At 71.1% G+C, this 22,330-nt stretch carries 20 protein-coding genes and 1 pseudogene; 3 read left to right on the forward strand and 18 right to left on the reverse strand.

All coding sequences use genetic code 11. The features are described 5' to 3' along the window. Window positions 1-110: 110 nt before the first annotated feature. From tatC to ABD207_RS03460, 10 genes are all read right to left on the reverse strand, one after another. Window positions 111-1,049 (reverse strand): twin-arginine translocase subunit TatC, encoded by a 939-nt coding sequence (gene tatC, locus ABD207_RS03415; protein WP_344009918.1) that lies wholly within the window; start codon window positions 1,047-1,049, stop codon window positions 111-113. Between the two features lie 47 nt (window positions 1,050-1,096). After that, a complete protein-coding gene (tatA, locus tag ABD207_RS03420) occupies window positions 1,097-1,378 on the reverse strand; it encodes a Sec-independent protein translocase subunit TatA (protein ID WP_167990480.1) in 282 nt (93 codons plus the stop codon). A 294-nt stretch (window positions 1,379-1,672) separates the two neighbouring features. Beyond that, complete coding sequence (locus tag ABD207_RS03425) at window positions 1,673-1,867, reverse strand: hypothetical protein (RefSeq protein WP_167990479.1); 195 nt, start codon at window positions 1,865-1,867, stop codon at window positions 1,673-1,675. A gap of 156 nt (window positions 1,868-2,023) precedes the next feature. Next, a complete protein-coding gene (locus ABD207_RS03430) occupies window positions 2,024-2,317 on the reverse strand; it encodes a hypothetical protein (RefSeq protein WP_344009921.1) in 294 nt (97 codons plus the stop codon). Window positions 2,318-2,402: 85 nt separating this feature from the next. Next, a complete protein-coding gene (locus tag ABD207_RS03435; protein WP_343997823.1) occupies window positions 2,403-3,398 on the reverse strand; it encodes a helix-turn-helix transcriptional regulator in 996 nt (331 codons plus the stop codon). An 18-nt stretch (window positions 3,399-3,416) separates the two neighbouring features. Next, on the reverse strand, window positions 3,417-4,370 hold the full coding sequence (locus ABD207_RS03440) for a helix-turn-helix transcriptional regulator (RefSeq protein ID WP_344009923.1): 954 nt from the start codon (window positions 4,368-4,370) through the stop codon (window positions 3,417-3,419). A gap of 115 nt (window positions 4,371-4,485) precedes the next feature. Further along, window positions 4,486-4,857: an FKBP-type peptidyl-prolyl cis-trans isomerase gene (locus ABD207_RS03445; RefSeq protein WP_184824563.1), complete on the reverse strand. Its 372-nt coding sequence runs from the start codon at window positions 4,855-4,857 to the stop codon at window positions 4,486-4,488. 61 nt (window positions 4,858-4,918) lie between these two features. Continuing rightward, window positions 4,919-5,920, reverse strand: coding sequence for an FKBP-type peptidyl-prolyl cis-trans isomerase (locus tag ABD207_RS03450; RefSeq protein WP_344009927.1), 1,002 nt, complete (start codon window positions 5,918-5,920; stop codon window positions 4,919-4,921). 179 nt (window positions 5,921-6,099) lie between these two features. Continuing rightward, window positions 6,100-7,461, reverse strand: a complete 1,362-nt coding sequence (pafA, locus tag ABD207_RS03455) for a Pup--protein ligase (RefSeq protein ID WP_344009928.1) — start codon at window positions 7,459-7,461, stop codon at window positions 6,100-6,102. 9 nt (window positions 7,462-7,470) lie between these two features. Continuing rightward, window positions 7,471-8,730, reverse strand: coding sequence for an MFS transporter (locus ABD207_RS03460; protein ID WP_344009929.1), 1,260 nt, complete (start codon window positions 8,728-8,730; stop codon window positions 7,471-7,473). Window positions 8,731-8,843: 113 nt separating this feature from the next. On the opposite strand from ABD207_RS03460, the gene ABD207_RS03465 reads away from it, so the two are divergent. Then, window positions 8,844-9,869, forward strand: a complete 1,026-nt coding sequence (locus ABD207_RS03465; protein WP_344009931.1) for a LacI family DNA-binding transcriptional regulator — start codon at window positions 8,844-8,846, stop codon at window positions 9,867-9,869. A gap of 678 nt (window positions 9,870-10,547) precedes the next feature. On the opposite strand, the gene prcA is transcribed toward ABD207_RS03465, so the two are convergent. From prcA to arc, 5 genes are all read right to left on the reverse strand, one after another. After that, window positions 10,548-11,300 carry a proteasome subunit alpha gene (prcA, locus tag ABD207_RS03470; protein ID WP_344009933.1) on the reverse strand — a complete coding sequence of 251 codons (753 nt, stop codon included), beginning with the start codon at window positions 11,298-11,300 and terminating at the stop codon, window positions 10,548-10,550. Window positions 11,301-11,364: 64 nt separating this feature from the next. Further along, window positions 11,365-12,210 carry a proteasome subunit beta gene (gene prcB / locus ABD207_RS03475; RefSeq protein ID WP_344009934.1) on the reverse strand — a complete coding sequence of 282 codons (846 nt, stop codon included), beginning with the start codon at window positions 12,208-12,210 and terminating at the stop codon, window positions 11,365-11,367. Between the two features lie 338 nt (window positions 12,211-12,548). Beyond that, window positions 12,549-12,767: a ubiquitin-like protein Pup gene (locus ABD207_RS03480; RefSeq protein ID WP_344009936.1), complete on the reverse strand. Its 219-nt coding sequence runs from the start codon at window positions 12,765-12,767 to the stop codon at window positions 12,549-12,551. Between the two features lie 198 nt (window positions 12,768-12,965). Further along, complete coding sequence (gene dop, locus ABD207_RS03485) at window positions 12,966-14,477, reverse strand: depupylase/deamidase Dop (RefSeq protein ID WP_343997836.1); 1,512 nt, start codon at window positions 14,475-14,477, stop codon at window positions 12,966-12,968. A 231-nt stretch (window positions 14,478-14,708) separates the two neighbouring features. Then, window positions 14,709-16,475, reverse strand: a complete 1,767-nt coding sequence (arc, locus tag ABD207_RS03490) for a proteasome ATPase (protein ID WP_344009937.1) — start codon at window positions 16,473-16,475, stop codon at window positions 14,709-14,711. A 246-nt stretch (window positions 16,476-16,721) separates the two neighbouring features. On the opposite strand from arc, the gene ABD207_RS03495 reads away from it, so the two are divergent. Next, the gene (locus tag ABD207_RS03495) at window positions 16,722-17,027 is read left to right on the forward strand and encodes a ferredoxin (protein ID WP_344009939.1); all 306 of its coding nucleotides are present in this window, start codon (window positions 16,722-16,724) and stop codon (window positions 17,025-17,027) included. A 67-nt stretch (window positions 17,028-17,094) separates the two neighbouring features. On the opposite strand, the gene ABD207_RS03500 is transcribed toward ABD207_RS03495, so the two are convergent. The 3 genes and pseudogenes from ABD207_RS03500 to ABD207_RS03510 form a co-directional block, all read right to left on the reverse strand. Continuing rightward, window positions 17,095-17,673 (reverse strand): hypothetical protein, encoded by a 579-nt coding sequence (locus ABD207_RS03500; protein ID WP_344009940.1) that lies wholly within the window; start codon window positions 17,671-17,673, stop codon window positions 17,095-17,097. 226 nt (window positions 17,674-17,899) lie between these two features. Further along, the gene (locus ABD207_RS03505; protein ID WP_167990455.1) at window positions 17,900-18,802 is read right to left on the reverse strand and encodes a tRNA (adenine-N1)-methyltransferase; all 903 of its coding nucleotides are present in this window, start codon (window positions 18,800-18,802) and stop codon (window positions 17,900-17,902) included. Window positions 18,803-18,845: 43 nt separating this feature from the next. Further along, window positions 18,846-20,480 (reverse strand): annotated as a pseudogene (locus ABD207_RS03510) (site-2 protease family protein); the annotation flags it as partial. A gap of 896 nt (window positions 20,481-21,376) precedes the next feature. Here ABD207_RS03510 and ABD207_RS03515 point away from each other — a divergent pair. Next, the gene (locus tag ABD207_RS03515; RefSeq protein WP_425580619.1) at window positions 21,377-22,315 is read left to right on the forward strand and encodes a RecB family exonuclease; all 939 of its coding nucleotides are present in this window, start codon (window positions 21,377-21,379) and stop codon (window positions 22,313-22,315) included. Window positions 22,316-22,330: the final 15 nt, after the last annotated feature.

Below are 22,330 nucleotides of genomic sequence, written 5' to 3' on the forward strand. Positions count from 1 at the left end.
CGGCGGCCGGCTGCGCCGCGCGGGCGCCCCGGCCGCGTCCGGCGGTGGGGTTGACGAAGAGGGTGATCTCGCTGGTCACGCAAGTGACCATACGAGGTGCGGCCGGTCCGTCAGGTCACGTCGTCATAACCGTTGACCCGGTCCTTGGTGCTCTGCTCGGGCAGCGCGGCCACGGGCTCGACCGGGTCGATCGGCTCGGGCGTCAGGTCCAGCTCGGAGGCCTCGTCGTCCCCGGGCCCCATGGCCTCGATACGGCGCCTGCGCCGGTCGTTGAGCAGGGCGACGGCGACCGCGCCGAAGTACAGCACCCAGATCGGTCCGGCCAGCGCCAGCATGGTCAGCGGGTCGGTGCTCGGCGTGGCGATCGCCGCGAAGAGCGTGATGCTCAGGATCATGCCGCGCCACCAGCCGAGCATGCGCTTGCCGCTGAGCGTCCCGGTGAAGTTCAGCATGATCAGCAGCAGCGGCAGCTCGAAGGAGAGGCCGAAGACCACGACCATGCGCGTGACCAGGTCGAGCAGGTCGTCCAGCGGCAGCAGGTTGTCCACGCCGAAGGGCGTGAACTCGATGAGCACCTTGGCGGTGGTCGGCAGCACCCGGTACGCGAAGTAGGCGCCGCCGACGAAGAGCGGGACGCCGGTGGCGACGAAGGCGTAGGCGTACTTCTTCTCGTGCCGGTGCAGCCCCGGGGCGACGAAGGCCCACAGCTGGTAGAGCCAGACCGGTGAGGCCAGCACCACACCGGCCATCAGGGAGACCTTCAGCGCCAGCGTGAAGGGGGTGAGCAGACCGTTGATGGTGATCCGGGCACAGCGGGTTTCCTCGTCGAGCTTGGCCAGTTCCTCGAAGGACTGCTGGCACCCGACCGCCCTGAGGATCGGCTCGGTGAAGAAATTGATGATGTCGTTGTAGAAGAAGGCCGCGACGACCGTCACCAGGACGATGGCCACCAGCGCCTTCGCGAGCCGGTTGCGGAGCTCACGAAGGTGTTCCGCGAGGGGCATCCGCCCTTCGGGATCCTTCTCCTGCTTGCGGGCAGACTTGAGCAACCCACGTTCCCATCTCGTGCGGCGGGCCGGTTCTCACCGGCCCTGCGTCAGCGCTTGGTCGTGTCCGTCGGCTCCGTCACCGGGCGGGAACTGGTGACGTCGCCGGGGGCGGCCTGGATGGTGCGCTGCGCCGGGGGCTGCTCACCCGGGTTCGGCGGGTCGGCCGGGGCGGAGGACTTGTCCTCCTTCATCGCCTTGGCCTCGCTCTTGAGGATGCGCGCGGACTTGCCGAGCGACCGCGCCATGTCCGGAAGCTTCTTCGCGCCAAACAGCAGGATGATGACGACGAGGATGAGAATGATCTCGGGGGCTCCGAGCTTTCCGAACATAAGTCTTTACCTTCTCACCGAGGCTGCTGGGGGTGGCGGTGCTGTCCGACCGGCCGGACAGCTGTCCGATCGATCGTGTCGTGCAGCGATCGTAACTCTCGGGGGTGAACGCGAGGCAATCCCCGTGCATCCCCCGCACGTGCTCCCGTCCGCGGACCGGGCCTCGTTCTCCGGGCCGCCTCAGCAGCGTACCTGTCGGCGGCGGCGGGGTGACAGGGCGAAGCGGTACAAGCCGTACCGAGGATGTACCGGACGCACACCGAGGCGCACACCGAGGGCATACCAAGGGTGCACTCAGAGTGCCTCGGCGGACCGGGCCGCACCGGCCGCCGCCCGCTCCAGATCCTCCGCGGCGCGGCTGATCCGGCGCGCGGACTCGGAGACCTGTCTGCCGAGCCGCTCGGCCTCCAGGAACACCCGGACGGCGAACACTCCCAGGACCACCAGTCCCAGAAAACCCAGAGCAACCGCGAACATCGGCCAGAACATGAGGCGAGCCTAGACCGTGCCGGGCCCCGGCCGTGCCGAGGGCCTCGCCGCAGGCATCACCACGGGCCTCGGACGCCGCACGTCCTCCACGGGACTCGGACGCCGCACGTCCTCCACGGGACTCTGACGCCGCACGTCCTGGCCGGAGGACAGGCCCTACACGGTCGAGTGCAGCCGCAGCGTGCGCACCCCGCCGCCGGTGAGCAGCTCCACGATCCGCTCCCCCGCCGGCTTGCGCACGGCCGCCCCGCAGCCGGGGCAGGTGAAGGAGTAGAAGGTGGTGCGGCTGCTGGCGCCTATCGCCAGCCGCAGCGCGCTCGCGGAGAGCTCGAACCGCCCCCGGCAGTCCGGGCAGCCCGCCCGGAACATCACCGGGGCCGCGTTCCGCATCCCGGCGAAAGCGGACGCCACCGTCATCCCCCGCGCTCCAGACGTCGCCGACTCGCTCAAAGCCCTCGCTCCTGCCTGTCGTCCTGCCTGCCGCACACCGCCGCGTGCTCCTCGGATGCCGCCGTCCGCTCCGCCGGCCCCCGCGTCACCCCGCCGCCTCGACCCCGTCGTACGCCGCCAGCGCCTCGCGGGCCGCCCGGCGGGCGCTCTCGGCGAGCTCCCGGGGCTCGACGATCCGCCCGTCGCGGCCGAGCCGCAGCGCCAGCCGGCGCAGCGACGCCGGATCGGGAGTGCGCAGGGTGATCCGCAGACCACCGTCGGGCAGCTCCTCGGCGCTGTCGTGCGGGTAGTACTCGGCGACCCAGCGTCCGCCGGGGCCGACCTCCACCACGACCTCCGGGTCCTCCGCGGCCGGCTGCACCAGTCCCTCCGAAAGGTCCCGCAGCTCGATCTCGGGCGGCTGGGACGGCTCGTCCAGGATCTTGATCTCGGCGACCCGGTCGAGCCGGAAGGTGCGGCGGGCCTCGGAGCGGCGGCACCACGCCTCCACATAGGTGTGGCCGACGCTGACCAGGCGGATGGGGTCGATCTCCCGCTCGGTGACCTCGTCGCGGGCGGGCGAGTAGTAGCGGATCCACAGTCTGCGCCGCTCGGAGATGGCCCGGTCCACGTCGGCGAAGACCCCGCCCTCGGACTCGAAGGTCACCGACAGCCGGGAGCTGGCGCCGGCCGCCTCGCCTGCCGCGGCCTCCACCTTGGCGGTGGCCCGCAGCAGCGCCTGGCGGTCGCTCTCCCGGAGGCCGGGCAGCGTGGCGACCGCGCGGGCGGCGACCAGCAGGGCGGTGGCCTCGTCGGCGGCGAGCCGCAGCGGCTCGGCCGTCTCCGCGCCGAGGGCCGCGGGGTTGTGCCACCAGATGCGCTCGCCGTCGGTGTCGATGTCCAGCAGATCGCCGCCGCGGAAGCTGGTGCCGCACATGGGCAGCACATCGAGGTCGGAGACCAGCTCGTCCTCGGTGATACCGAAGGCGCGCGCCACGTCCTCGATCCGGGCGCCGGGCCGCTCCCTGAGGTAGGTCACCAGGGACAGCATCCGCCGGGTCTGGTCGATGGCGTTCACGGTCCTGGCCGGTTTGCCTGCCACGTCTCTTTCCGCTCCCCCTCAGCCCTTGGCGACGGCGCGCAGCCGGTCCACCACGTCGGCCCGCAGCTCGGCCGGCTCCAGGACCACCACATCGGGTCCGAACTCCACCAGCCAGGCGTCCAGGCCGTGCCCGTACGGAATCTCCAACTCGTCCCAGCCGTCGCCGCGTTCCCGCACCGCGGTGGCCTTTGCCCGAAGGGGGTAGCCGGCGCCGGAGCGCAGCAGGATCCGCGCGGACCGGTCGGCGATCTCCCCCGCCCAGCTCGCCACCGTCTCGCGCACGGTCACGACGTCCGGCACGGGGGCGGTGAAGCGGCCGCTGCGCGAGCGGACCTTGCCGGTGATCCGGGAGAGCCGGAAGACCCGCTCGGCGCCCCGGTCGCGGTCCCAGCCGGCCAGGTACCAGTGGCCACGCCAGCACTCCAGCGCCCAGGGCTCGACATGCCGCTGCTCCGGCTGGGCGGCGGTGGCCTTGCGGTAGTCGAAGACGACCGGGCGGCGGTCGCGGCAGGCCAGCATCAGCGGTTCGAACGCGGCCTCGTGCACCGGGATGCGCGGCTCCAGGGCGCTGTGCGCGCCGTAGGGGTCGACGTCCTCGGGGAGTCCTGCGGCGCGCAGCTTCTGCAGGGCGCCGCTGGCCGCTCCGGCCAGCCGGGCCTGCTGCCACACCTTGGCGGCGAGTCCGAGGGCGGCGGCCTCCTCGGCGTCGAGGGTGATGGGCGGCAGCCGGTTGCTGTCGCGGCGGGCGAGGTAGCCGACCTCGCCGTCGAGGTTCTCCACGGTCTCGATGACCAGCCCGAGTTCGCGCAGATCGTCCTTGTCGCGCTCGAACATGCGGTTGAAGGACTCGTCGCTGCCCGCCTCGAGATAGGCCTCGATGGACTCACGCAGCTCACGCTTGGTGAGCGGTCGCCGCGTCCCGAGCAGACACAGCGCCAGGTTCATCAGCCGCTCGGCCTTGGCAATGGCCATCGACGCCCTTCTCCCTATGGTGCTTACGACCGATGACCGTACCGCTCCGCGGTGTCGCGGCAAAAGCGGAGGGCCCATGCCCGACCAGGCATGGGCCCCGGATGATCGGCTTCGATCAGACTCCGAGCAGATCCACCACGAAGATCAGCGTCTCACCGGGCTTGATCGCCGGGGTGGGGCTCTGGTTGCCGTAGGCGAGGTGCGCCGGGATGGTCAGCTGACGGCGGCCGCCGACCTTCATGCCCTGCACGCCCTGGTCCCAGCCCTTGATGACCCGGCCCGCACCCAGCGGGAAACGGAAGGGCGTGCCGCGGTTCCAGCTGGCGTCGAACTCCTCGCCAGTGCTGAAGGCGACACCCACGTAGTGCACGGTGACCGTCTGGCCCGCCTGCGCGACCTCTCCGTCGCCCTCCCAGATGTCCTTGATCTCGAGGTCCGCCGGGGGCTCGCCGCCCGGGAAGTCGATCTCGGGCTTGTCGATGCTCACGTCAATAGCTCCTGCTTGTCTGCGGAAAGGCGAACGCACCCAGTCTCGCATCCCGCCCGGCTCAGAGCTTGGCGAGGATGTCCACGGTGAAGACCAGCGTGGAGTCCTTCTTGATCTCGCTGCCCTGCGGCGGGTTGTCGCCGTAGCCCAGCTTCGGCGGGATGACGATCAGGACCCGGCTGCCGACCTTCTTGCCGGTCAGGCCCTGCGACCAGCCCTTGACGACCTGCTGCAGGGAGAACGAGGTGAGCTGCCCGCGCTTGTAGGTGGAGTCGAACTCCTTGCCGCCGTCCCACAGCACGCCCTTGTACTGCACCAGCACGCTGTCCTGGGCGCCGACCTTCTCGCCGTCGCCCTCGATGACGTAGTTCGCCACGAGCTCCTTGGGCGCGGCGGCGTCGGGCACCTTGATGGACGGGGCCTTGCCGTCGGTGTTGGTGCCGGCCTTGGGCAGGTCGATGTTGTCCTGCGCCACCTCGGAGCCCTCGGCGCTGCTCCTGGCGTTGAAGGTGCCCTGCACGTCCACCACGAACACCAGCGTGTCGGTGCCCTTGATGCCGGCCTGCGGATTGCCCTGCTTGCCGTAGCCCCAGGTGGGCGGGACGGCCATCTGCACCCGGCTGCCGGCCTTCTTGCCGATCAGGCCGTAGCGCCAGCCGTCGATGATCTGGCCCTGGGTGAGCGGGAGCGCGAGGCGGGCCCCGCGGTCGTAGGAGTTGTCGAAGACCTTGCCGGTGTCCCAGATCTGGCCGAGGTAGTTGGCCACGACGTAGTCGTTCTCGGCGACCGAGCGGCCGTTGCCCGCGATGACGGTCTTCACTGCGAGGTCCTTGGACGGCTCTCCGCTGCCCTTGGCCACGGTCGGCTTCTCGTCGAACTTCTTGCCGGCGGTGATGGCCGGCAGCGGGCCGTCCACGATCTTCGGCGGGGGCGCGGCCGAGGTCTCGGGCGCCGACGGCTCGGCGCTTTCGCTGGCCTTGCCCGAATCACCCTTGTCGTCGCCGCAGGCGGCGAGGGTGACCAGTCCGGCAGGAACGGCAATGAGAAGTGAGCGTCGGCGCACGGTGGGGGCCTCGTAATCGTCGATCTTGTCAGTGGCGTGCGCGCAACTCTACGCAGTGAGAAGGGCGCCGCACGGCGTAACGAACGGCGCCCGTGTCACGTTCCGGAGATTTTCGTCTCCTTGGAGCTCCTGTCTCGTCCCTTGACGCTCCTGTCTCGCGTGTGTCTCACATGCCGGTCTCACATGCCGGCGATCAGCTTCTCCACCCGGTCGTCCACGGCACGGAACGGGTCCTTGCACAGCACGGTCCGCTGCGCCTGGTCGTTGAGCTTGAGGTGCACCCAGTCGACCGTGAAGTCGCGGCGCTGCTCCTGGGCACGGCGGATGAAGTCGCCGCGCAGCCGGGCCCGGGTGGTCTGCGGGGGCACCGACTTGCCCTCGAAGATCTTCAGATCGTTGCAGATCCGGGCGGCCTGGCCCTTCTTCTCCAGCAGGTAGTACAGGCCACGACGGCGGTGGATGTCGTGGTAGGCGAGGTCTATCTGGGCGACCCGCGGATGCGACATGGTCATGTTGTGCTTGGCGCGGTAGCGCTCCAGCAGTTTGTACTTCATGACCCAGTCGATCTCGGTGTCGATCCGGTCCAGGTCCTCGGTCTCGATCGCCTCCAGGGTCCGTCCCCACAGCTCCAGCACCCGCTCGACGGTGCCGGTGCGGATGCCGCGGCGCTCGCAGAAGTCCAGCGCCTTCTCGTAGTACTCGCGCTGCACCTCCAGTGCGGAGGCCTCGCGTCCGCTGGCCAGGCGCACCTTGCGCCGGCCGGTGATGTCGTGGCTGACCTCGCGGATCGCCCGGATCGGGTTCTCCAGGGTGAGGTCCCGCATCACCGTGCCCGCCTCGATCATGCGCAGTACCAGGTCGGTGGCGCCGACCTTGAGCAGCATGGTCGTCTCGGACATGTTCGAGTCGCCGACGATGACGTGCAGGCGGCGGTAGCGCTCGGCGTCCGCGTGCGGCTCGTCGCGGGTGTTGATGATCGGCCGGGAGCGGGTCGTCGCCGAGGAGACGCCCTCCCAGATGTGCTCCGCCCGCTGGCTGACGCAGTACACCGCGCCGCGCGGCGTCTGCAGCACCTTGCCCGCGCCGCACAGCAGCTGCCGGGTGACCAGGAACGGGATGAGGATGTCCGCGAGCCGGGAGAACTCCCCGTGCCGGGCCACCAGATAGTTCTCGTGGCAGCCGTAGGAGTTGCCCGCCGAGTCGGTGTTGTTCTTGAAGAGGTAGACGTCGCCCGCGATTCCCTCCTCGTGCAGGCGTCGTTCGGCGTCCACCAGGAGTCCTTCGAGAATGCGCTCGCCGGCCTTGTCGTGGGTGACCAGTTCGGTCACGTTGTCACACTCCGGTGTGGCGTATTCCGGGTGTGACCCCACGTCGAGATAGAGGCGGGCGCCGTTCCGCAGAAAGACATTGCTGCTTCGGCCCCATGACACGACACGGCGGAAGAGGTACCGCGCCACCTCGTCAGGCGACAGGCGGCGCTGTCCCCTGAACGTGCACGTGACGCCGTACTCGTTCTCCAGCCCGAAAATGCGGCGGTCCATGAGGGAACATTACGCCCGATCCCCCGAACTGAAACGGGGTTCGGCGGCTCGGTTCGGATCATTTTCCGCACCGGCGGCCACCACCGCTCCCCCGGCGGGACCTGCCAATACCCTCCTGGTGGCGGCCAAAACCAGCGAGGACACGCCACCCGCGGCGGCCGGCAGGGCGAAGCCCCACTGGGCGCCGCCCGCCTCCACGACGGGTCCCGCGAGGCCGGTGCCGGCCGAGGCGCCGACCGTGAAGGTGGTCACCAGCCAGGAGAACGCCTCCGTCACCGTGCCGCGCGGCGCGTGCCGGTCGACCAGCACGAAGGCACAGGCGATGGCGGGCGCGAGGAACAGGCCGGCGACTACGGCGAGCAACGTCATGGCCACCGCATCGGGCATCAGAGTCAGCGGCAGGTAACACACCGTCAGCATCGCGACCAGCACCTGCAGTCGCCGTCCGGGCGGACCGCTCCACTGCCGGGCCCCGTACGCCACACCGCCGAGCAGCGCGCCCAGGCCGATCCCGGCCAACAGCCAGCCGTACACCCGGTCCCCGCCGTGCTCGTCGGCGTACGGCACCGAGGCGACCGTGATGGAGCCCAGAGCCATCCCCACGCACAGGAACGCACCGAGCAGCGCCAGCAGCCCGGGAGAGCGCAGGGCGCCCAGCCAGTGGGCCTCGCGGGGTGCCGAGCGCCACGCCCGGGAGGGCGGCGAGGCGACCACGGAGAGCGCGCCCAGCACGCCCACGGCGTTGATCAGCAGCAGGGCGGCCTGGGCGGACCACAGGGAGACGCACAGGGTGACCAGGAGCGGTCCGACGGTGAACATCACCTCCTGGGCCACGGCGTCCATCGCATAGGCGCGGTGCACCTGCTCCTCCCGGTGCAGCACCGAGGACCACAGGGCCCGCAGCCCGCCCTCCAGGGGCGGTGTGAACAGCCCGGCGGCGGCCACGGCGGCGCAGGCCAGGGCCGGTGGCTGGATGCCCGCCCAGGCGAAGACCGCCATCGCCAGGGCCGAGAGCACGGCCGCGGGCAGCTGCACCCGCGGCTGGCCGCGCAGGTCGACCAGGCGGCCGAGCACCGGCTGGCCGACGGCGTTGAACAGGCCGTAGACCGCGGCCAGCGCGCCGGCGAGGCTGTACGAGCCGCCCTCCGCGCGCACGAACAGCACGATGGCGATGGCGGCGGTCGCGTTCGGCAGGCGGCCGACGAGCGTCCCCACCAGCAGCCGGGTGGCGTGCCGTGCCCGGAGGACGTCCAGGTATCCCGTGGCCATGCCGGCCCCTCCGCTCGCCAGGTTTTACGTATAACTTCCGCCTCCATACGTACCATGGCGCCTGTCCGCCAGTCCATACGAGAGCAGCCCCTACGAGAGAGAGCGGCCCGACGGTGCCACGAGCCAGCACGCGCCCCACCAGCCGGGATGTCGCCCAGGCCGCAGGCGTCTCGCAGGCCTCGGTGAGCCTGGTGCTCGGCGGCAAGTGGAAGGGCAGGGTCTCGGCGGCCACCGCCGAGCGGGTGCGGGCAGCCGCGGCGGAGCTGGGGTACCGGCCCAATCTCGCGGCGCGGAATCTGCGGCTGGGGCGGACGCGGACGGTGCTGCTGGTGGTTCCGGCGCTCACCACGGAGTTCTTCGCCGGTGTCTACACCGGGGCGGCGCGGGTGGCTGCGCGGCACGGCTTCGGGGTGGTGCTGTATCCCTCGCCGGAGGGCATCGGGCCGGCCCGGGACCCCTTCGCCTCGGCGCAGTCCGCACTGGACGGGGTGATCGCCTCCTCGATGGCGGCGGATGCGCTGAGCGCGATCCGCGGGGACCGCGGGGACCGCGGGGATCAGCTGCCGCTGGTGATGCTGGACAGCGATCCGGAGGGGCCGGGGACGGCGACGGTCAATCTCGACATCGCGGACGGGGTGCGGCAGGTCGCGGAGCATCTGCTGGGGCTGGGGCACCGGGACTTTCTGCATCTCGCGGCCGATGTGCCGTCGTGGACGTTCGAGGTGCGGGCGCGGGAGCTGGCGGCGCGGCTGGCGGGGGTGCCGGGGACGCGGTTGCGCACGGTGCGGTCGCCGATCTCCATCAAGGGGGCGGAAGCGGCGGTGCGGGGGGCGCTGGAGGGAGCGGAGCGGCCCACGGCGGTGGTGTGCGACGACGATCAGCTGGCGGCGGGTACGTACAAGGCCGCGCGGCGGGTGGGGTTGCGGATTCCGGAGGATCTGTCGGTCACGGGGATCGATGATCTGGCGGTGGCCACGGCGATCGATCCTGAGCTGACGACGGTGCGGTTGGATGCGGAGCTCTTCGGGGAGCGGGGGATGCGGGCGCTGCTGGCGGTCCTGGAGGGCGAGGAGCCGGAGGAGGGGGACATTCCGGTGAGCCTGGTGGTGAGGGGGTCCACGGCGGCGCCAGGGGCGTGACGCTGGGGGCCTCGGTCGCTCGGTGGACGTAGCTGACGGTGCCGGTAGCTTCCGGTAGGTCGGTCAGCGCCTTGCCCGGCGCTGGTGCGGGCCGGGGGTGGGTCGCGCAGCCCGGCGCCGCCCGCGCCCACCCTCCCCCGCTCTCGACTTCGCTCGAGCGGGGGGACCCCCGTCGCCCCCGGCGGCACGACCGCCCGCGGCTTGGCGAACCCGGCCGCCTGGCGACCACGGGCCTCCGCCGGCTCCCGCGCCACAACCCACCCGCGGACAGCGAGGCCACCCGACTGGCCGATCGCCCGCCGGCCGCGAGGCGTCACTCGACCTCACGGCGCGGTCCCCTGACCAGCGACGCCGCGGGCGCCCGCAAGATGGCGGTTCCGGCCACCCGCAGGGCCCAGCTCACCCACAGGCGACACGACTGCCGCGGATGGGCGGACCCGACCGCCAGCCGACCGAGAACCCCGCTGGCCCACGCGCCACATCCCGCCCGCGGGATGGCGGGCCCGCCGCCCGCCGGCGAAAGCCTCCAGCCGCCGCAATCGCTCGCTGGGAGCGACGGATCCGCGCCGGCCCCGGGGCCACCGGCCGCCCAGGCCGGGACGCGCACCCGAGGGGAGCCGAACGAGCCCGCTCACTCCGTGCGGGCGGGGTGGGCGGGCTCGTGAGGGAGCTTCGAGGCTACTCGGCGGAGTTGTCCTTGTCGGGGGTGGAGTCGGAGGAGGAGTCGGGGGCGCCTGCCTCCAGGAGGCGGACGAGCTGGCGGCCGGTGATGCGGCGGAACTTGCGCTTCTGGGGGCGGGTGCGGTCAAGGACCGCCACTTCCAGGCGCTCGGCGGGGATCTCCCGCTCGCTGCCGTTGGTGTCGCGGGACAGGGCCTGGACCGCGAGGTGCAGGGCCTCCGCCAGGGTCATGCCGTCGCGGTGGCGCTGGTCCAGGTAGCTGCTGATCTGCTCCGCGTTGCCGCCGACGGCCACCGAGCCGTGCTCGTCGACGATCGAGCCGTCGTGCGGCAGGCGGTAGATCTGGTCCTGCTCCGGGGTCTCCCCGACCTCGGCCACGACCAGCTCGACCTCGTAGGGCTTCTCCCCCGCGCTGGAGAAGATGGTGCCCAGCGTCTGGGCGTAGACGTTCGCCAGCCCCCGGGCCGTCACATCGGCCCGGTCGTAGGTGTAGCCCCGCAGGTCGGCGTAGCGGACGCCGCCGATCCGCAGGTTCTCGTACTCGTTGTACTTGCCGGCCGCGGCAAAGCCGATCCGGTCGTAGATCTCGCTGAACTTGTGCAGCGCGCGGGACGGATTCTCGCCGACGAAGACGATCCCGTCGGCGTACTGCAGCACCACCAGGCTGCGTCCCCGGGCGATGCCCTTGCGGGCGTACTCCGCCCGGTCGGCCATCGCCTGCTGAGGTGAGACATAGAACGGCGTCGACACCGGTTACCCGTCCCTTTCTGTCGAAGTCACTGGATCACCCACACCACACGGACGTCACGGCCGGCTACAGCAGCGCCGCCCTCGGCCCGTCCGGCTGCTCCAGCCGCCGCTCCAGCACGGACCGGGCGATCTCGGAGGACTCCTCCTCGGTCAGCCGGCGGAAGCCGTCCTCGGTGATCACGGTGACGATCGGATAGATCCGGCGGGCGACATCGGGACCACCGGTCGCCGAGTCTTCGTCGGCCGCGTCGTACAGGGCCTGCACCACCAGCGTGGTGGCCTCGGTCTCGCTCAGATCGTCCCGGTAGAGCTTCTTCATCGCACCGCGCGCGAAGACCGAACCCGAACCGGTCGCCGCGAAGCCGTGCTCCTCGGAGCGCCCGCCGGTGACGTCGTAGGAGAAGATCCGCCCCTTCTCCCGGTCCACGTCGTACCCGGCGAACAGCGGGACCACGGCCAGTCCCTGCATGGCCATGCCCAGGTTGGACCGGATCATGGTCGACAGCCGGTTCGCCTTGCCCTCCAGCGACAGCTGCACGCCCTCGACCTTCTCGAAGTGCTCCAGCTCCAGCTGGAACAGCTTCACCATCTCCACGGCGATGCCCGCGGTGCCGGCGATGCCCACCGCGGAGTACTCGTCGGCCGGGAACACCTTCTCGATGTCCCGCTGCGCGATCACATTGCCCATGGTCGCCCGCCGGTCGCCGGCGAGCACCACCCCGCCGGGGAACGTCACGGCCACGATGGTCGTGCCGTGCGGGGCCTCGATGGCGCCCTGTACCGGCGGCAGCGACCTCCTGCCCGGCAGCAGCTCCGGCTGGTGCTCGGAGAGGAAGTCCATGAAGGAGGAAGACCCTGGCGTCAGGAAGGCAGCTGGCAGACGCCCGGTGTCACGAGAGTTGGCTTCCACGCGATTCCTTCCACGTAGCGGCAGCCCGCCTGATGGCATCGGGCCGGTCCTGAACTGCCCCAGCGCGGCCTGCTGCTGAAGCACAGTACGCCACGGACCCTACCCGTCTCCTGGCAGTGATCCACATTCGCTGCGGGCGCTGACAAACATATGCAACTACCGCCCGCCCAGGGGCGGCCGGTCCCTCGCATCCGGCCTCGGCGAGCACCGGCGAGAGGCCGGTGCCGGCAGCGCGCGGACGGGAACCCCGCCGCGCACTGCCGGCACCGCACCCGAGGCCCGCCACCCACTCCATGCCCCCGTGTCTTGGTTTCGAAGGTGAAGTGAGCCGCCGACCTTTACTGTCCGCCCTTTTGCACGAAGGAGCGCACGAAGTCCTCGGCGTTCTCCTCGAGCACGTCGTCGATCTCGTCCAGCACGGAGTCCACGTCGTCGGAGAGCTTCTCCTGCCGCTCCTTGAGGTCCTCGGAGGCCTGCGTCTGCGCAGCCTGCTCCTCGACCTCCTCGGTGGACCGCGTGGCCTTCTGCTGCCCGCCGCCGGTGTCCTTGGTCGCCATCACCCTCACCCCGCTCGGTTCGCCCGACACAGTTGCTCGGTCAAGATCAGACCCTACAAGCCGGGTCCGACAATGGCCCCGTAGTTGCTCCAACGTACGGGGACCACCTCGATGATTCCCGGACCGGGGATTTTCCACCCTGTCCGGCCGGACCTTCCGGGGAGCCCGGGTACCCAGGATTCCCCCCGGGCCGCCGGCTCACCCCCCGGACAACACCCTGACCAGGTCCTCGGCCGTCCGGCAACGGTCCAGCAGCTCCTTGACGTGATTACGCGTTCCGCGAAGCGGCTCCAGGGTCGGAACCCGCTGCAGCGAGTCCCGGCCCGGCAGATCGAAGATCACCGAGTCCCAGGAGGCCGCCGCCACGTCGTCCGCGTACTGCTCCAGACAGCGCCCCCGGAAGTACGCCCTGGTGTCCTCCGGCGGCTTCGTACGGGCCTTGTCGACCTCGCTCTCGTCCAGCAGCCGCTTCATCCGCCCGCGGGCCACCAGACGGTTGTACAGGCCCTTGTCAGGCCGTACGTCGGCGTACTGCAGGTCGACCAGGTGCAGCCGCGCCGCGTCCCAGTCGAGGTTGTCCCGGCGCCGGTAGCCCTCCATGAGCTCCCGCTTGGCGACCCAGTCCAGCTCGCCGGCCAGGCTCATCGGGTCGTTCTCCAGGCGCGTGAGGGTGTCCTCCCAGCGGGCCAGGATGTCCTTGGTCTGCTCGTCGGCGTCGTCCCCGAAGCGCTCCTCGACGTACTTGCGGGACAGCTCGAAGTACTCCATCTGGAGCTGCACCGCGGTGAGTGTCCGCCCGCTGCGCAGCGTGATCAGGCGCTTGAGCGTCGGATCGTGCGAGACCTGGTGCAGGGTGCGCACCGGCTGGTCCACGGCCAGGTCGACCGCGATGAAGCCGTCCTCGATCATGGACAGCACCAGCGCCGTGGTGCCGAGCTTCAGGTAGGTCGAGATCTCGGACAGATTGGCGTCGCCGATGATCACGTGCAGCCTGCGGTACTTCTCGGCGTCCGCGTGCGGCTCGTCGCGGGTGTTGATGATCGGCCGCTTGAGCGTCGTCTCCAGGCCGACCTCGACCTCGAAGTAGTCCGCGCGCTGGCTCAGCTGGAAACCGTGCTCGTGGCCGTCCTGGCCGATGCCGACGCGGCCGGCGCCCGCGAAGACCTGGCGGGAGACGAAGAAGGGCGTCAGGTGGCGCACGATGTCCGAGAAGGGGGTCTCCCGCTTCATCAGGTAGTTCTCGTGCGTGCCGTAGGAGGCGCCCTTGTTGTCGGTGTTGTTCTTGTACAGGTGGATCGGCTGGGCACCGGGCAGCTGGGCGGCGCGTTCCGCGGCCTCGGCCATGATCCGCTCGCCGGCCTTGTCCCAGAGCACGGCGTCGCGCGGGTTGGTGACCTCGGGGGCGCTGTACTCCGGATGGGCGTGGTCGACGTAGAGCCGGGCACCGTTGGTGAGGATCACGTTGGCGAGGCCGATGTCCTCGTCGGTGAGCTGGCTGGCGTCGGCGGCCTCCCGGGCCAGGTCGAAGCCTCGCGCGTCGCGCAGGGGGTTCTCCTCCTCGAAGTCCCAGCGGGCCCGGCGGGCCCGGTGCATCGCAGCCGCGTAGGCGTTGACGATCTGGGACGAGGTGAGCATGGCATTGGCGTTCGGGTGGCCGGGGACGGAGATTCCGTACTCCGTCTCGATGCCCATTACTCGCCGTACGGTCATGCGGCCCTCCTTGCCCGGCGGCGTCCCCGGTCGGGGGCGCCGCAGTACCGCTGGCGCTCGGGTGCGTGTGCGGTGCCCGACCCCGCACTGCGCGACGCGGCGGTACGGAAGAGCCTAGAACGCCTTTGCGCCGGCGGGGAGATCATTTGCGTCATTGCTGTGCTCCAGCCGTGGCCCGAAAAGCACTCGGCTGCGGGTACCCGCCGAGGGCACCCGCAGCCGCCCTGCCTTTTACAGGTACTGACCGGTGTTCGCCACCGTGTCGATGGAGCGTCCGGTGTCCGCGCCCTGCTTTCCGGTGATGAGGGTGCGGATGTAGACGATCCGCTCGCCCTTCTTTCCGGAGATCCGGGCCCAGTCGTCCGGGTTGGTGGTGTTCGGCAGGTCCTCGTTCTCCTTGAACTCGTCCACGCAGGCCTGGAGCAGATGGGAGACGCGGAGGCCCTTCTGGTTCTTCTCGAGATAATCCTTGATCGCCATCTTCTTGGCGCGGCCCACGATGTTCTCGATCATGGCGCCGGAATTGAAGTCCTTGAAGTAGAGGACTTCCTTGTCGCCATTGGCGTAGGTGACCTCGAGGAAGCGGTTCTCCTCGGATTCCGCGTACATCTGTTCCACGGCGGTCTGGATCATGCTCTGGACCGTCATGGCCCTGTCGCCGCCGTGCTCGGCGAGGTCGTCGGCGTGCAGCGGGAGCCGCTCGGTGAGGTACTTGCCGAAGATGTCCTTGGCGGCTTCCGCGTCCGGACGTTCGATCTTGATCTTCACGTCGAGCCGGCCGGGTCGCAGGATGGCGGGGTCGATCATGTCCTCGCGGTTGGAGGCACCGATCACGACCACGTTCTGCAGCCCCTCCACGCCGTCGATCTCGGCGAGCAGCTGCGGGACGATGGTGTTCTCCACGTCCGAGCTGACGCCGGAGCCGCGGGTGCGGAAGAGGGACTCCATCTCGTCGAAGAAGACGATGACGGGCGTGCCCTCGCTGGCCTTCTCACGGGCCCGCTGGAAGACCAGGCGGATCTGCCGCTCGGTCTCGCCGACGTACTTGTTGAGCAGCTCCGGGCCCTTGATGTTGAGGAAGAAGCTCTTGCCGGCGGCCTGGCCCGTCACTTCGGCGACCTTCTTGGCCAGCGAGTTGGCGACGGCCTTGGCGATCAGCGTCTTGCCGCATCCGGGCGGGCCGTAGAGCAGCACGCCCTTGGGCGGGCGCAGTTCGTGCTCCTTGAACAGGTCGGGGTAGAGGTACGGCAGCTCGACGGCGTCGCGGATGGCCTCGATCTGGTTGCTGAGGCCACCGATCTGCTCGTAGCCGATGTCCGGGACTTCCTCGAGGACGAGCTCCTCGACCTCGCTCTTCGGGACGACCTCGTAGACATAGCCGGAGCGGGGCTCCAGCAGCAGGGCGTCACCCGCGCGGATGGTGGCGTCCAGCAGCGGCTCGGCGAGCCGCACCACCCTCTCCTCGTCGGTGTGACCGAGCACCAGGGCGCGCTCGCCGTCCTCGAGGATCTCCTTGAGGGTGACGATCTCGCCGACGCGCTCGAACTCCATGGCCTCGACCACGTTGAGCGCTTCGTTGAGCAGCACTTCCTGGCCGCGCTGCAGCTCGTCGAGCTCGACGTTCGGGCTGACGTTCACGCGGAGCTTGCGGCCGCCGGTGAAGATGTCGGCGGTGCCGTCCTCGTTCGCCTGCAGGAAGACCCCGAAGCCGGCCGGGGGCTGCGCGAGCCGGTCGACCTCCTCCTTGAGGGCCACGATCTGGTCGCGGGCCTCACGGAGCGTGTTGGCAAGTCGTTCGTTCTGGGCGGAAACGCCGGCCAGGTTGGTCTGCAGCTCGACGATCCGCTCTTCGAGAATCCTCGTGTGTCGCGGAGAGTCGGCGAGCTTGCGTCGCAGGACGGCGATCTCCTGCTCAAGGTAGGCGATCTGCCCGGCCGGGTCGTCGGACCCGCGTCCCGGGCGGATGCCGCGGTTAGTGTCGTCGTCGTGGGCTGCCACGGTCCTCACCTCCTCCAAGGGGAGCTGGACGCTTCCAGACCCTACCTGGGCGGGTGTCGATTGAAACCCCTAGATCACAAAGACGGTCGGGGAGTGTCCGATCTTCACCCTTGCGCTCTCCCTCACGCCAGGGGGATACCCACGGAAGTCGATCGGAACCCAGGCAGAGGTAGGGTCGAAGTGTTCAACACCCCTCGGAGCTGGCCGGATTCCCGTGCCGCTCCGGCACTTCGGACGGCAGGAGAGATGGACGTGCAGCAGGAGGCCGGTGCCGGTACGGAGGCCCTGGAGGTCTGGATCGACCAGGACCTGTGCACCGGCGACGGCATCTGCGCCCAGTACGCGCCGGAGGTGTTCGAGCTGGACATCGACGGTCTGGCGTATGTGAAGGGCGCGGACGACGAGCTGCTGCAGGAGAAGGGGGCGGCAACGCCCGTACCGCTGCCGCTCGTCACGGACGTGATCGACTCGGCGAGGGAGTGTCCGGGCGAGTGTATCCACGTACGCCGCGTTTCGGACAGTGTCGAGGTGTACGGCCCCGACGCGGGGTGACGGCGGCGGCACCGTCGGTCATCGCTGTCTGATATCTCACACCGGTGTCACCGCGCTCACCGCTGTCTCACACCCGGCGGGCGTCGGCGGGGCCGGAGCGCACGAACGCGCCGTTGTCCCACTGCCACTTCACCGTCTTGCGCACATCGGGGCAGCAACGGGGCACGTCGGAGGAGGAGTAGCCGAGCACGGTGGCGCCGATGACGCCGTTGCGCACGGTGAAGTCGTCGACGTTGGTCTGGTCCTTGGGATCGACGAGGGTGGCCACCACGCGCGGTTCGTTGCTGCCCGCGGCCTGCGTGAGGACGTAGAGGCCGTCGGGCGGGGTGCCCATGGGTGAGTCGCAGTGGACCGCGGCGACCGTCTCGGGGCGTCCGTCACCGTCCAGGTCCCCGGACGCCTTCTGCTTCACGACGGGTTTCACCGGTCCGCAGTCGAGCGGGAACTTCACGCCCCCTGGGTCGGGCGGGGCGATGTGCGCGGGGGCGCTCTTCGGCTTGGCGCCGGGGGTCTGGGCGGCGGTGGCGGCGTCGGGCTGGAGGACCGAGGAGAGCGCCACGACTCCGGCGACGGCCGTTGCGGTGGCGACCCAGTGGATGGGGCGGGTGTGCGTGTGGGCGAGCTCCGGAACGGCGGATGGCTGCACGAGGAGTGTCTCCTGTGAGGGCTGTGCCGGTGGGGGTGGCCAGCATGGTGCCACACGTCACAGTCCCTGGGAACGGCGGGGTGCGCAGTTGTGATGCGCCGGTCCGCACGGGCGGTGCGGTGAAGGCCGGATACGCCCTGCAACGCGGCGGCGCCGTGCCGCAGTTCCCGGCCCGGGGGCGGAACTGCGGCACGGCGCCGGTGCGTTGACGGTGTGCCGGACGGCGTCAGCGGGCGGTGCCACCGCCGGCGTTGGGGCCCGTGTAGTCCTCGCCGTAGGCGCCCTTGGCGGGGCGGCGGCGGCGCATGGGCGGCTCGACGCCGTCGGCGAGGCGGCGGGCGGTGAGCAGGAAGCCGGTGTGGCCGATCATCCGGTGGTCCGGGCGCACGGCCAGGCCCTCGATGTGCCAGTTGCGGATCATCGTCTCCCAGGCGGTCGGCTCGTTGAAGCAGCCGATCTCGCGGATGGACTCCACGGTCCGGGCGAGCTGGGTGGTGGTGGCGACGTAGCAGCACAGGATGCCGCCCGGGACGAGCGCCTTGGAGACGGCCTCCAGGCACTCCCAGGGGGCGAGCATGTCGAGGATGACCCGGTCGACGTCCGTGTCGGACAGGTTGTCCTGGAGGTCGCCGACGGTCAGCTGCCAGGCCGGGTGCGGGCCGCCGAAGTAGCGCTCGACGTTCTGCCTGGCGATCTCGGCGAAGTCCTCGCGGCGTTCGTAGCTGTGCAGCATGCCCTGGTCGCCGATGGCGCGCAGCAGGAAGCTGCTGAGCGAGCCGGAGCCGACGCCGGCCTCGACGACGCGCGCGCCGGGGAAGATGTCGGCGAAGGCGAGGATCTGCCCCGCGTCCTTCGGGTAGACGACGGCTGCCCCGCGGGGCATGGACAGGACGTAGTCGGGGAGCAGGGGGCGCAGCGCGAGGTAGGCGACGTTCCCGGTGGTGCGGACAACGCTTCCCTCGGGAGCGCCGATCAGTTCGTCGTGCGGGAAGGAACCCTTGTGGGTGTGGAAGTTCTTCCCGGCCTCGAGCGTGAACGTGTAGTGGCGGCCCTTGGGGTCGGTCAGCTGTACCTGGTCCCCGACCTTGAAGGGCCCGCGGCGGCGGGCGGCACCGGTCGGTTCGGACATGTGACCAAGCCTAACCGCTCGCCGCGGCCGCTTGGACCACGGTTCAGCTGGGCCGGGCCATGGCCTTGACGAAGGCCCGCTCCACGTCGGCGGCGCTGAGCACACCGTAGATCTCGCCGGTCTCCTCGACGACCAGGTACTCGGTGGCCGGGGTGGCCCGCAGGGCGTCCAGCAGCTCCTCGCCGGACAGCTCGGCGGAGACGCGCATGCCGTCGGTGAGGTCCTGGGCGAGGGTGCCGACGGGGACCCAGGGGCGGCGGTGCTCGGGCACGCCGACGATGGCGGCCTCGCGGACGATGGCGATGGGGCTGCCCTCGGCGTCGACGACGACCAGGGCGCGGGCCCCGGCGGCGTTGGCGCGGCGCAGGGCCTCGGACAGCGGGGTGTCGGTCTCCACCGGGACGGCCCGGCGGGTGAGGGTGCGGGCGCGCAGCTCGGGCAGGTGCTCGCGCAGCCGGGCCATGCGCAGGCTGTTGCCGGCGCCGGTCCAGATGATCGCGGCGAGGATCGCGGCGAGCAGGGCGTCCAGCACGGTGTCCATGCCGACGCTGTCCTCGGCGGCGGAGCCCAGGGCGCCGGACTGGGTGAGCAGCGGCAGGCCGATCAGCACGGAGACGGCGAGGGCGCGGCCGACCCAGGCGGCGGCGACGGTGCCGGTCATGGGTTTGCCGCTGATCTTCCACACGACGGCACGGAGCATGCGTCCGCCGTCCAGCGGGAGGCCCGGCAGGAGGTTGAAGGCGGCCACGATGAGGTTGGAGATCATCAGGCCGGCCAGCAGGACACCGGGGACGGTTCCCGGGTCGACGGCGAGCAGGGCCAGGTAGAAGAGGCCGGACAGCACCAGCGAGAGCAACGGGCCGACGAAGGCCAGCACGAACTCCCGGCCGGGGGTCTCGGCCTCCTTCTCGATCTCGGAGACACCGCCGAAGAACTGCAGCTGGATCCGGCGGACCGGGAGCTTGAAGCGGAGGGCGGCGAGCGTGTGGGCCAGCTCGTGGACCAGGACGGAGGCGTAGAAGGCGACCGCGAAGAACAGGGAGACCAGGTAGCTGGCGGCCCCGAGCTCGGGCAGCACGCGGTCGACCTGTCCGCCGAACACCCAGGTGATCAGCACGGCGACGAGGAACCAGCTGGGCGCCACATAGACGGGCACGCCGAACGGCCGCCCCATCAGCAGCCCGCCGCGCCGGGACGACTCGGGCGGGCTTCCCTTCCCACCCGTGTTGCCGGAGTGCGCGGGGGTCCGCCCGGAGGAGCCGGAAGGGCCGGGTGCGGGTCCGGCGGGGGTGTGCTGGGGAGCGGGGCCCTGGGTGTCGTCGTGGCGGGGGGTGCCCGGGGTGTCGTGGTTTCGGTGACCGCCGGCGTGCGGAGTCTCGTGGGTGCCGTGTCGGCCGGGGTCCCCATCGTCCTGGGGGCCGTGACCGGCGGCCTGCTGAGTGACGTGGGAGTCGTGTCGGGCGTCGGGGGCGCCGTGGGTCCCCGCGTGGCCATCGGCGGTCCCGGTCCGCCCCGGGTCGCCGGCGCCTGGCCGGGCCTGTGGCTCGCGCGGCGGAACGGCACGGGGCCCGGCCGCATCCGTCCGGCCGGCCTCGCGACGCGGCCCACCGGGCCCGTCAGAGCCGGCGCCATGACGCCCGCCCCGCTCGTCGTCGCCTGTTCCCGCCGCACCAGAACCGTCCGTCCCGTCGCCGGGCGCACCGTCCGCACGTCGGGCGACAGCGTCCGGCGGGGTGTTGCCGGGCCGCGTGACGGGGGCAGGAGCCGCGTCCCACACGTCGGACACACCGTCTTTCCGCGGGGCGGCCGCATTCCGCGCGGCGGTCTCGTCCGAGGGCGGAGCCGTGCCGGCATCCGCACCGCCGGACAGGCCGCCAGGCCGATGCGCGGCCGCGGCCGCGTCATCGGACGGCTCGGCAGCATCAGCCCCGGTGGACCGGGTACCGGACGCCCCGTCCGTCTTCGCAGCGGTCCCAGGCCGCGCGGCGGAGTCGTCCGGGCGGGGCGCGCCGCCGGACCCGGCGTCAGCAGACGCCCGGCCCGGCCGGTGGGCAGCGGCGCCCGCGTTCTCGGTTTCCTCGGCGGAATCCGGCCCGGAATCCCGGCCGGCGAGGCCGGAGTCGGTCGCCGCGCCATGGGGCGCGTTCGGCGCCGCCGGGCCGGCTGCGGGGCCGGGTTGTGCGAACTGTTCGGCGGCGTCCGGGGGCGCAGGGGTGGCCGGGTCGGGGGCCGGAGGGATGGGCTTGTGGTGGTGCTCGGCCGACTTGTCGTTGCCGGGCTGCGGCTGCCCGCGCCCGCCGCTTACGTCCACCGGTGTCCCCTCGTTCGCTGCGTCTCCCGCGCCTGCCGGACGGGAGGTCTCGAGTCGATGGTATGCGGCCGTCGCCGCCCGTCTCGCCTCGGCACCCCTGTCGTTCCCCGCCCGCGGCCGCGCCTCTCGCTCCCCTCCTTTCCCTCCTCGCCCCTGCGTACCCCTCCATGCTCCTCCGTCCTCGTCCGTCCTGCTGCGTCCTGCTGCGTCACGCCTACGGGCGCCCGCGTCACTGTCGGTGGCGGGTCGTATGGTCTGTGGTCATGGAGACGAGCACCGAGGACGCGCAGCAGTGCGACGAGAGCGCGGTCATGCCGCGGGACGAGCCGGACGTGCCGGCCGGTGTCCCCGCCATACCGCCCGCCTCGCTGTCCCCCTCGCGTGCGAGCGACTTCATGCGCTGCCCGCTGCTGTACCGGTTCCGGGTGATCGACCGGCTGCCGGAGAAGCCCAGCGAGGCGGCGACCCGGGGCACGCTGGTGCACGCTGTGCTCGAGCGGCTGTTCGACGCCCCGGCGGCCGAGCGGACCGCGCCGCGGGCCAAGGCGCTGATCCCGGCCCAGTGGGACCGGCTGCGTGAATCCCGGCCGGAGGTTCTGGAGCTGTTCGCCGACGACCCGGAGGGCGAGCGGCTGGCGCGCTGGCTCGCGGAGGCGGAGGCGCTGGTCGAGCGGTGGTTCACGCTGGAGGACCCGAGCCGGCTGGAGCCTGCGGAGCGGGAGCTGTTCGTCGAGGCGGAGCTGGAGTCGGGGCTCATGCTCCGCGGCATCATCGACCGGGTGGACGTGGCGCCCACCGGCGAGGTGCGCATCGTCGACTACAAGACGGGCAGGGCGCCCCGCCCGGAGTACGCGGAGGACGCCCTGTTCCAGATGAAGTTCTACGCGCTGGTGGTGTGGCGGCTGAAGGGCGTGGTCCCGCGCCGGCTGCAGCTGGTGTATCTGGGCAGCGGCGAGGTGCTCACCTACGACCCGGTCCCGGCCGATCTGCAGCGGGTGGAGCGCAAGCTGCTGGCGCTGTGGGAGGCGATCCGCCGGGCGACGGAGACGGGTGACTGGCGGCCGCGTCCCACGAAGCTGTGCGGCTGGTGCGACCACCAGGCGCTCTGCCCGGAGTTCGGCGGTACTCCCCCGCCGTATCCGCTGCCGGTGAGGGCGGCCGGGTCCGGCGGGCCTCAACAGGGCAGAATGGGGCCGGACTAGCGAGAAGGAGACTTA

This window comes from Streptomyces thermospinosisporus, from assembly GCF_039526425.1.
GTDB classification, from domain to species: Bacteria; Actinomycetota; Actinomycetes; order Streptomycetales; family Streptomycetaceae; genus Streptomyces; species Streptomyces thermocarboxydovorans.

Excerpts from the sequence above, each read along its gene's own strand:
- ABD207_RS03505 (WP_167990455.1), bottom strand. The coding sequence starts at position 18,802 with ATGTCCGAACCGACCGGTGCCGCCCGCCGCCGCGGGCCCTTCAAGGTC.
- ABD207_RS03495 (WP_344009939.1), top strand. The coding sequence starts at position 16,722 with ATGGACGTGCAGCAGGAGGCCGGTGCCGGTACGGAGGCCCTGGAGGTC.
- pafA (WP_344009928.1), bottom strand. The coding sequence starts at position 7,461 with ATGGACCGCCGCATTTTCGGGCTGGAGAACGAGTACGGCGTCACGTGC.
- ABD207_RS03480 (WP_344009936.1), bottom strand. The coding sequence starts at position 12,767 with ATGGCGACCAAGGACACCGGCGGCGGGCAGCAGAAGGCCACGCGGTCC.
- ABD207_RS03440 (WP_344009923.1), bottom strand. The coding sequence starts at position 4,370 with ATGGCCATTGCCAAGGCCGAGCGGCTGATGAACCTGGCGCTGTGTCTG.
- ABD207_RS03515 (WP_425580619.1), top strand. The coding sequence starts at position 21,377 with ATGGAGACGAGCACCGAGGACGCGCAGCAGTGCGACGAGAGCGCGGTC.
- ABD207_RS03460 (WP_344009929.1), bottom strand. The coding sequence starts at position 8,730 with ATGGCCACGGGATACCTGGACGTCCTCCGGGCACGGCACGCCACCCGG.
- tatA (WP_167990480.1), bottom strand. The coding sequence starts at position 1,378 with ATGTTCGGAAAGCTCGGAGCCCCCGAGATCATTCTCATCCTCGTCGTC.
- ABD207_RS03425 (WP_167990479.1), bottom strand. The coding sequence starts at position 1,867 with ATGTTCTGGCCGATGTTCGCGGTTGCTCTGGGTTTTCTGGGACTGGTG.
- dop (WP_343997836.1), bottom strand. The coding sequence starts at position 14,477 with ATGACCGTACGGCGAGTAATGGGCATCGAGACGGAGTACGGAATCTCC.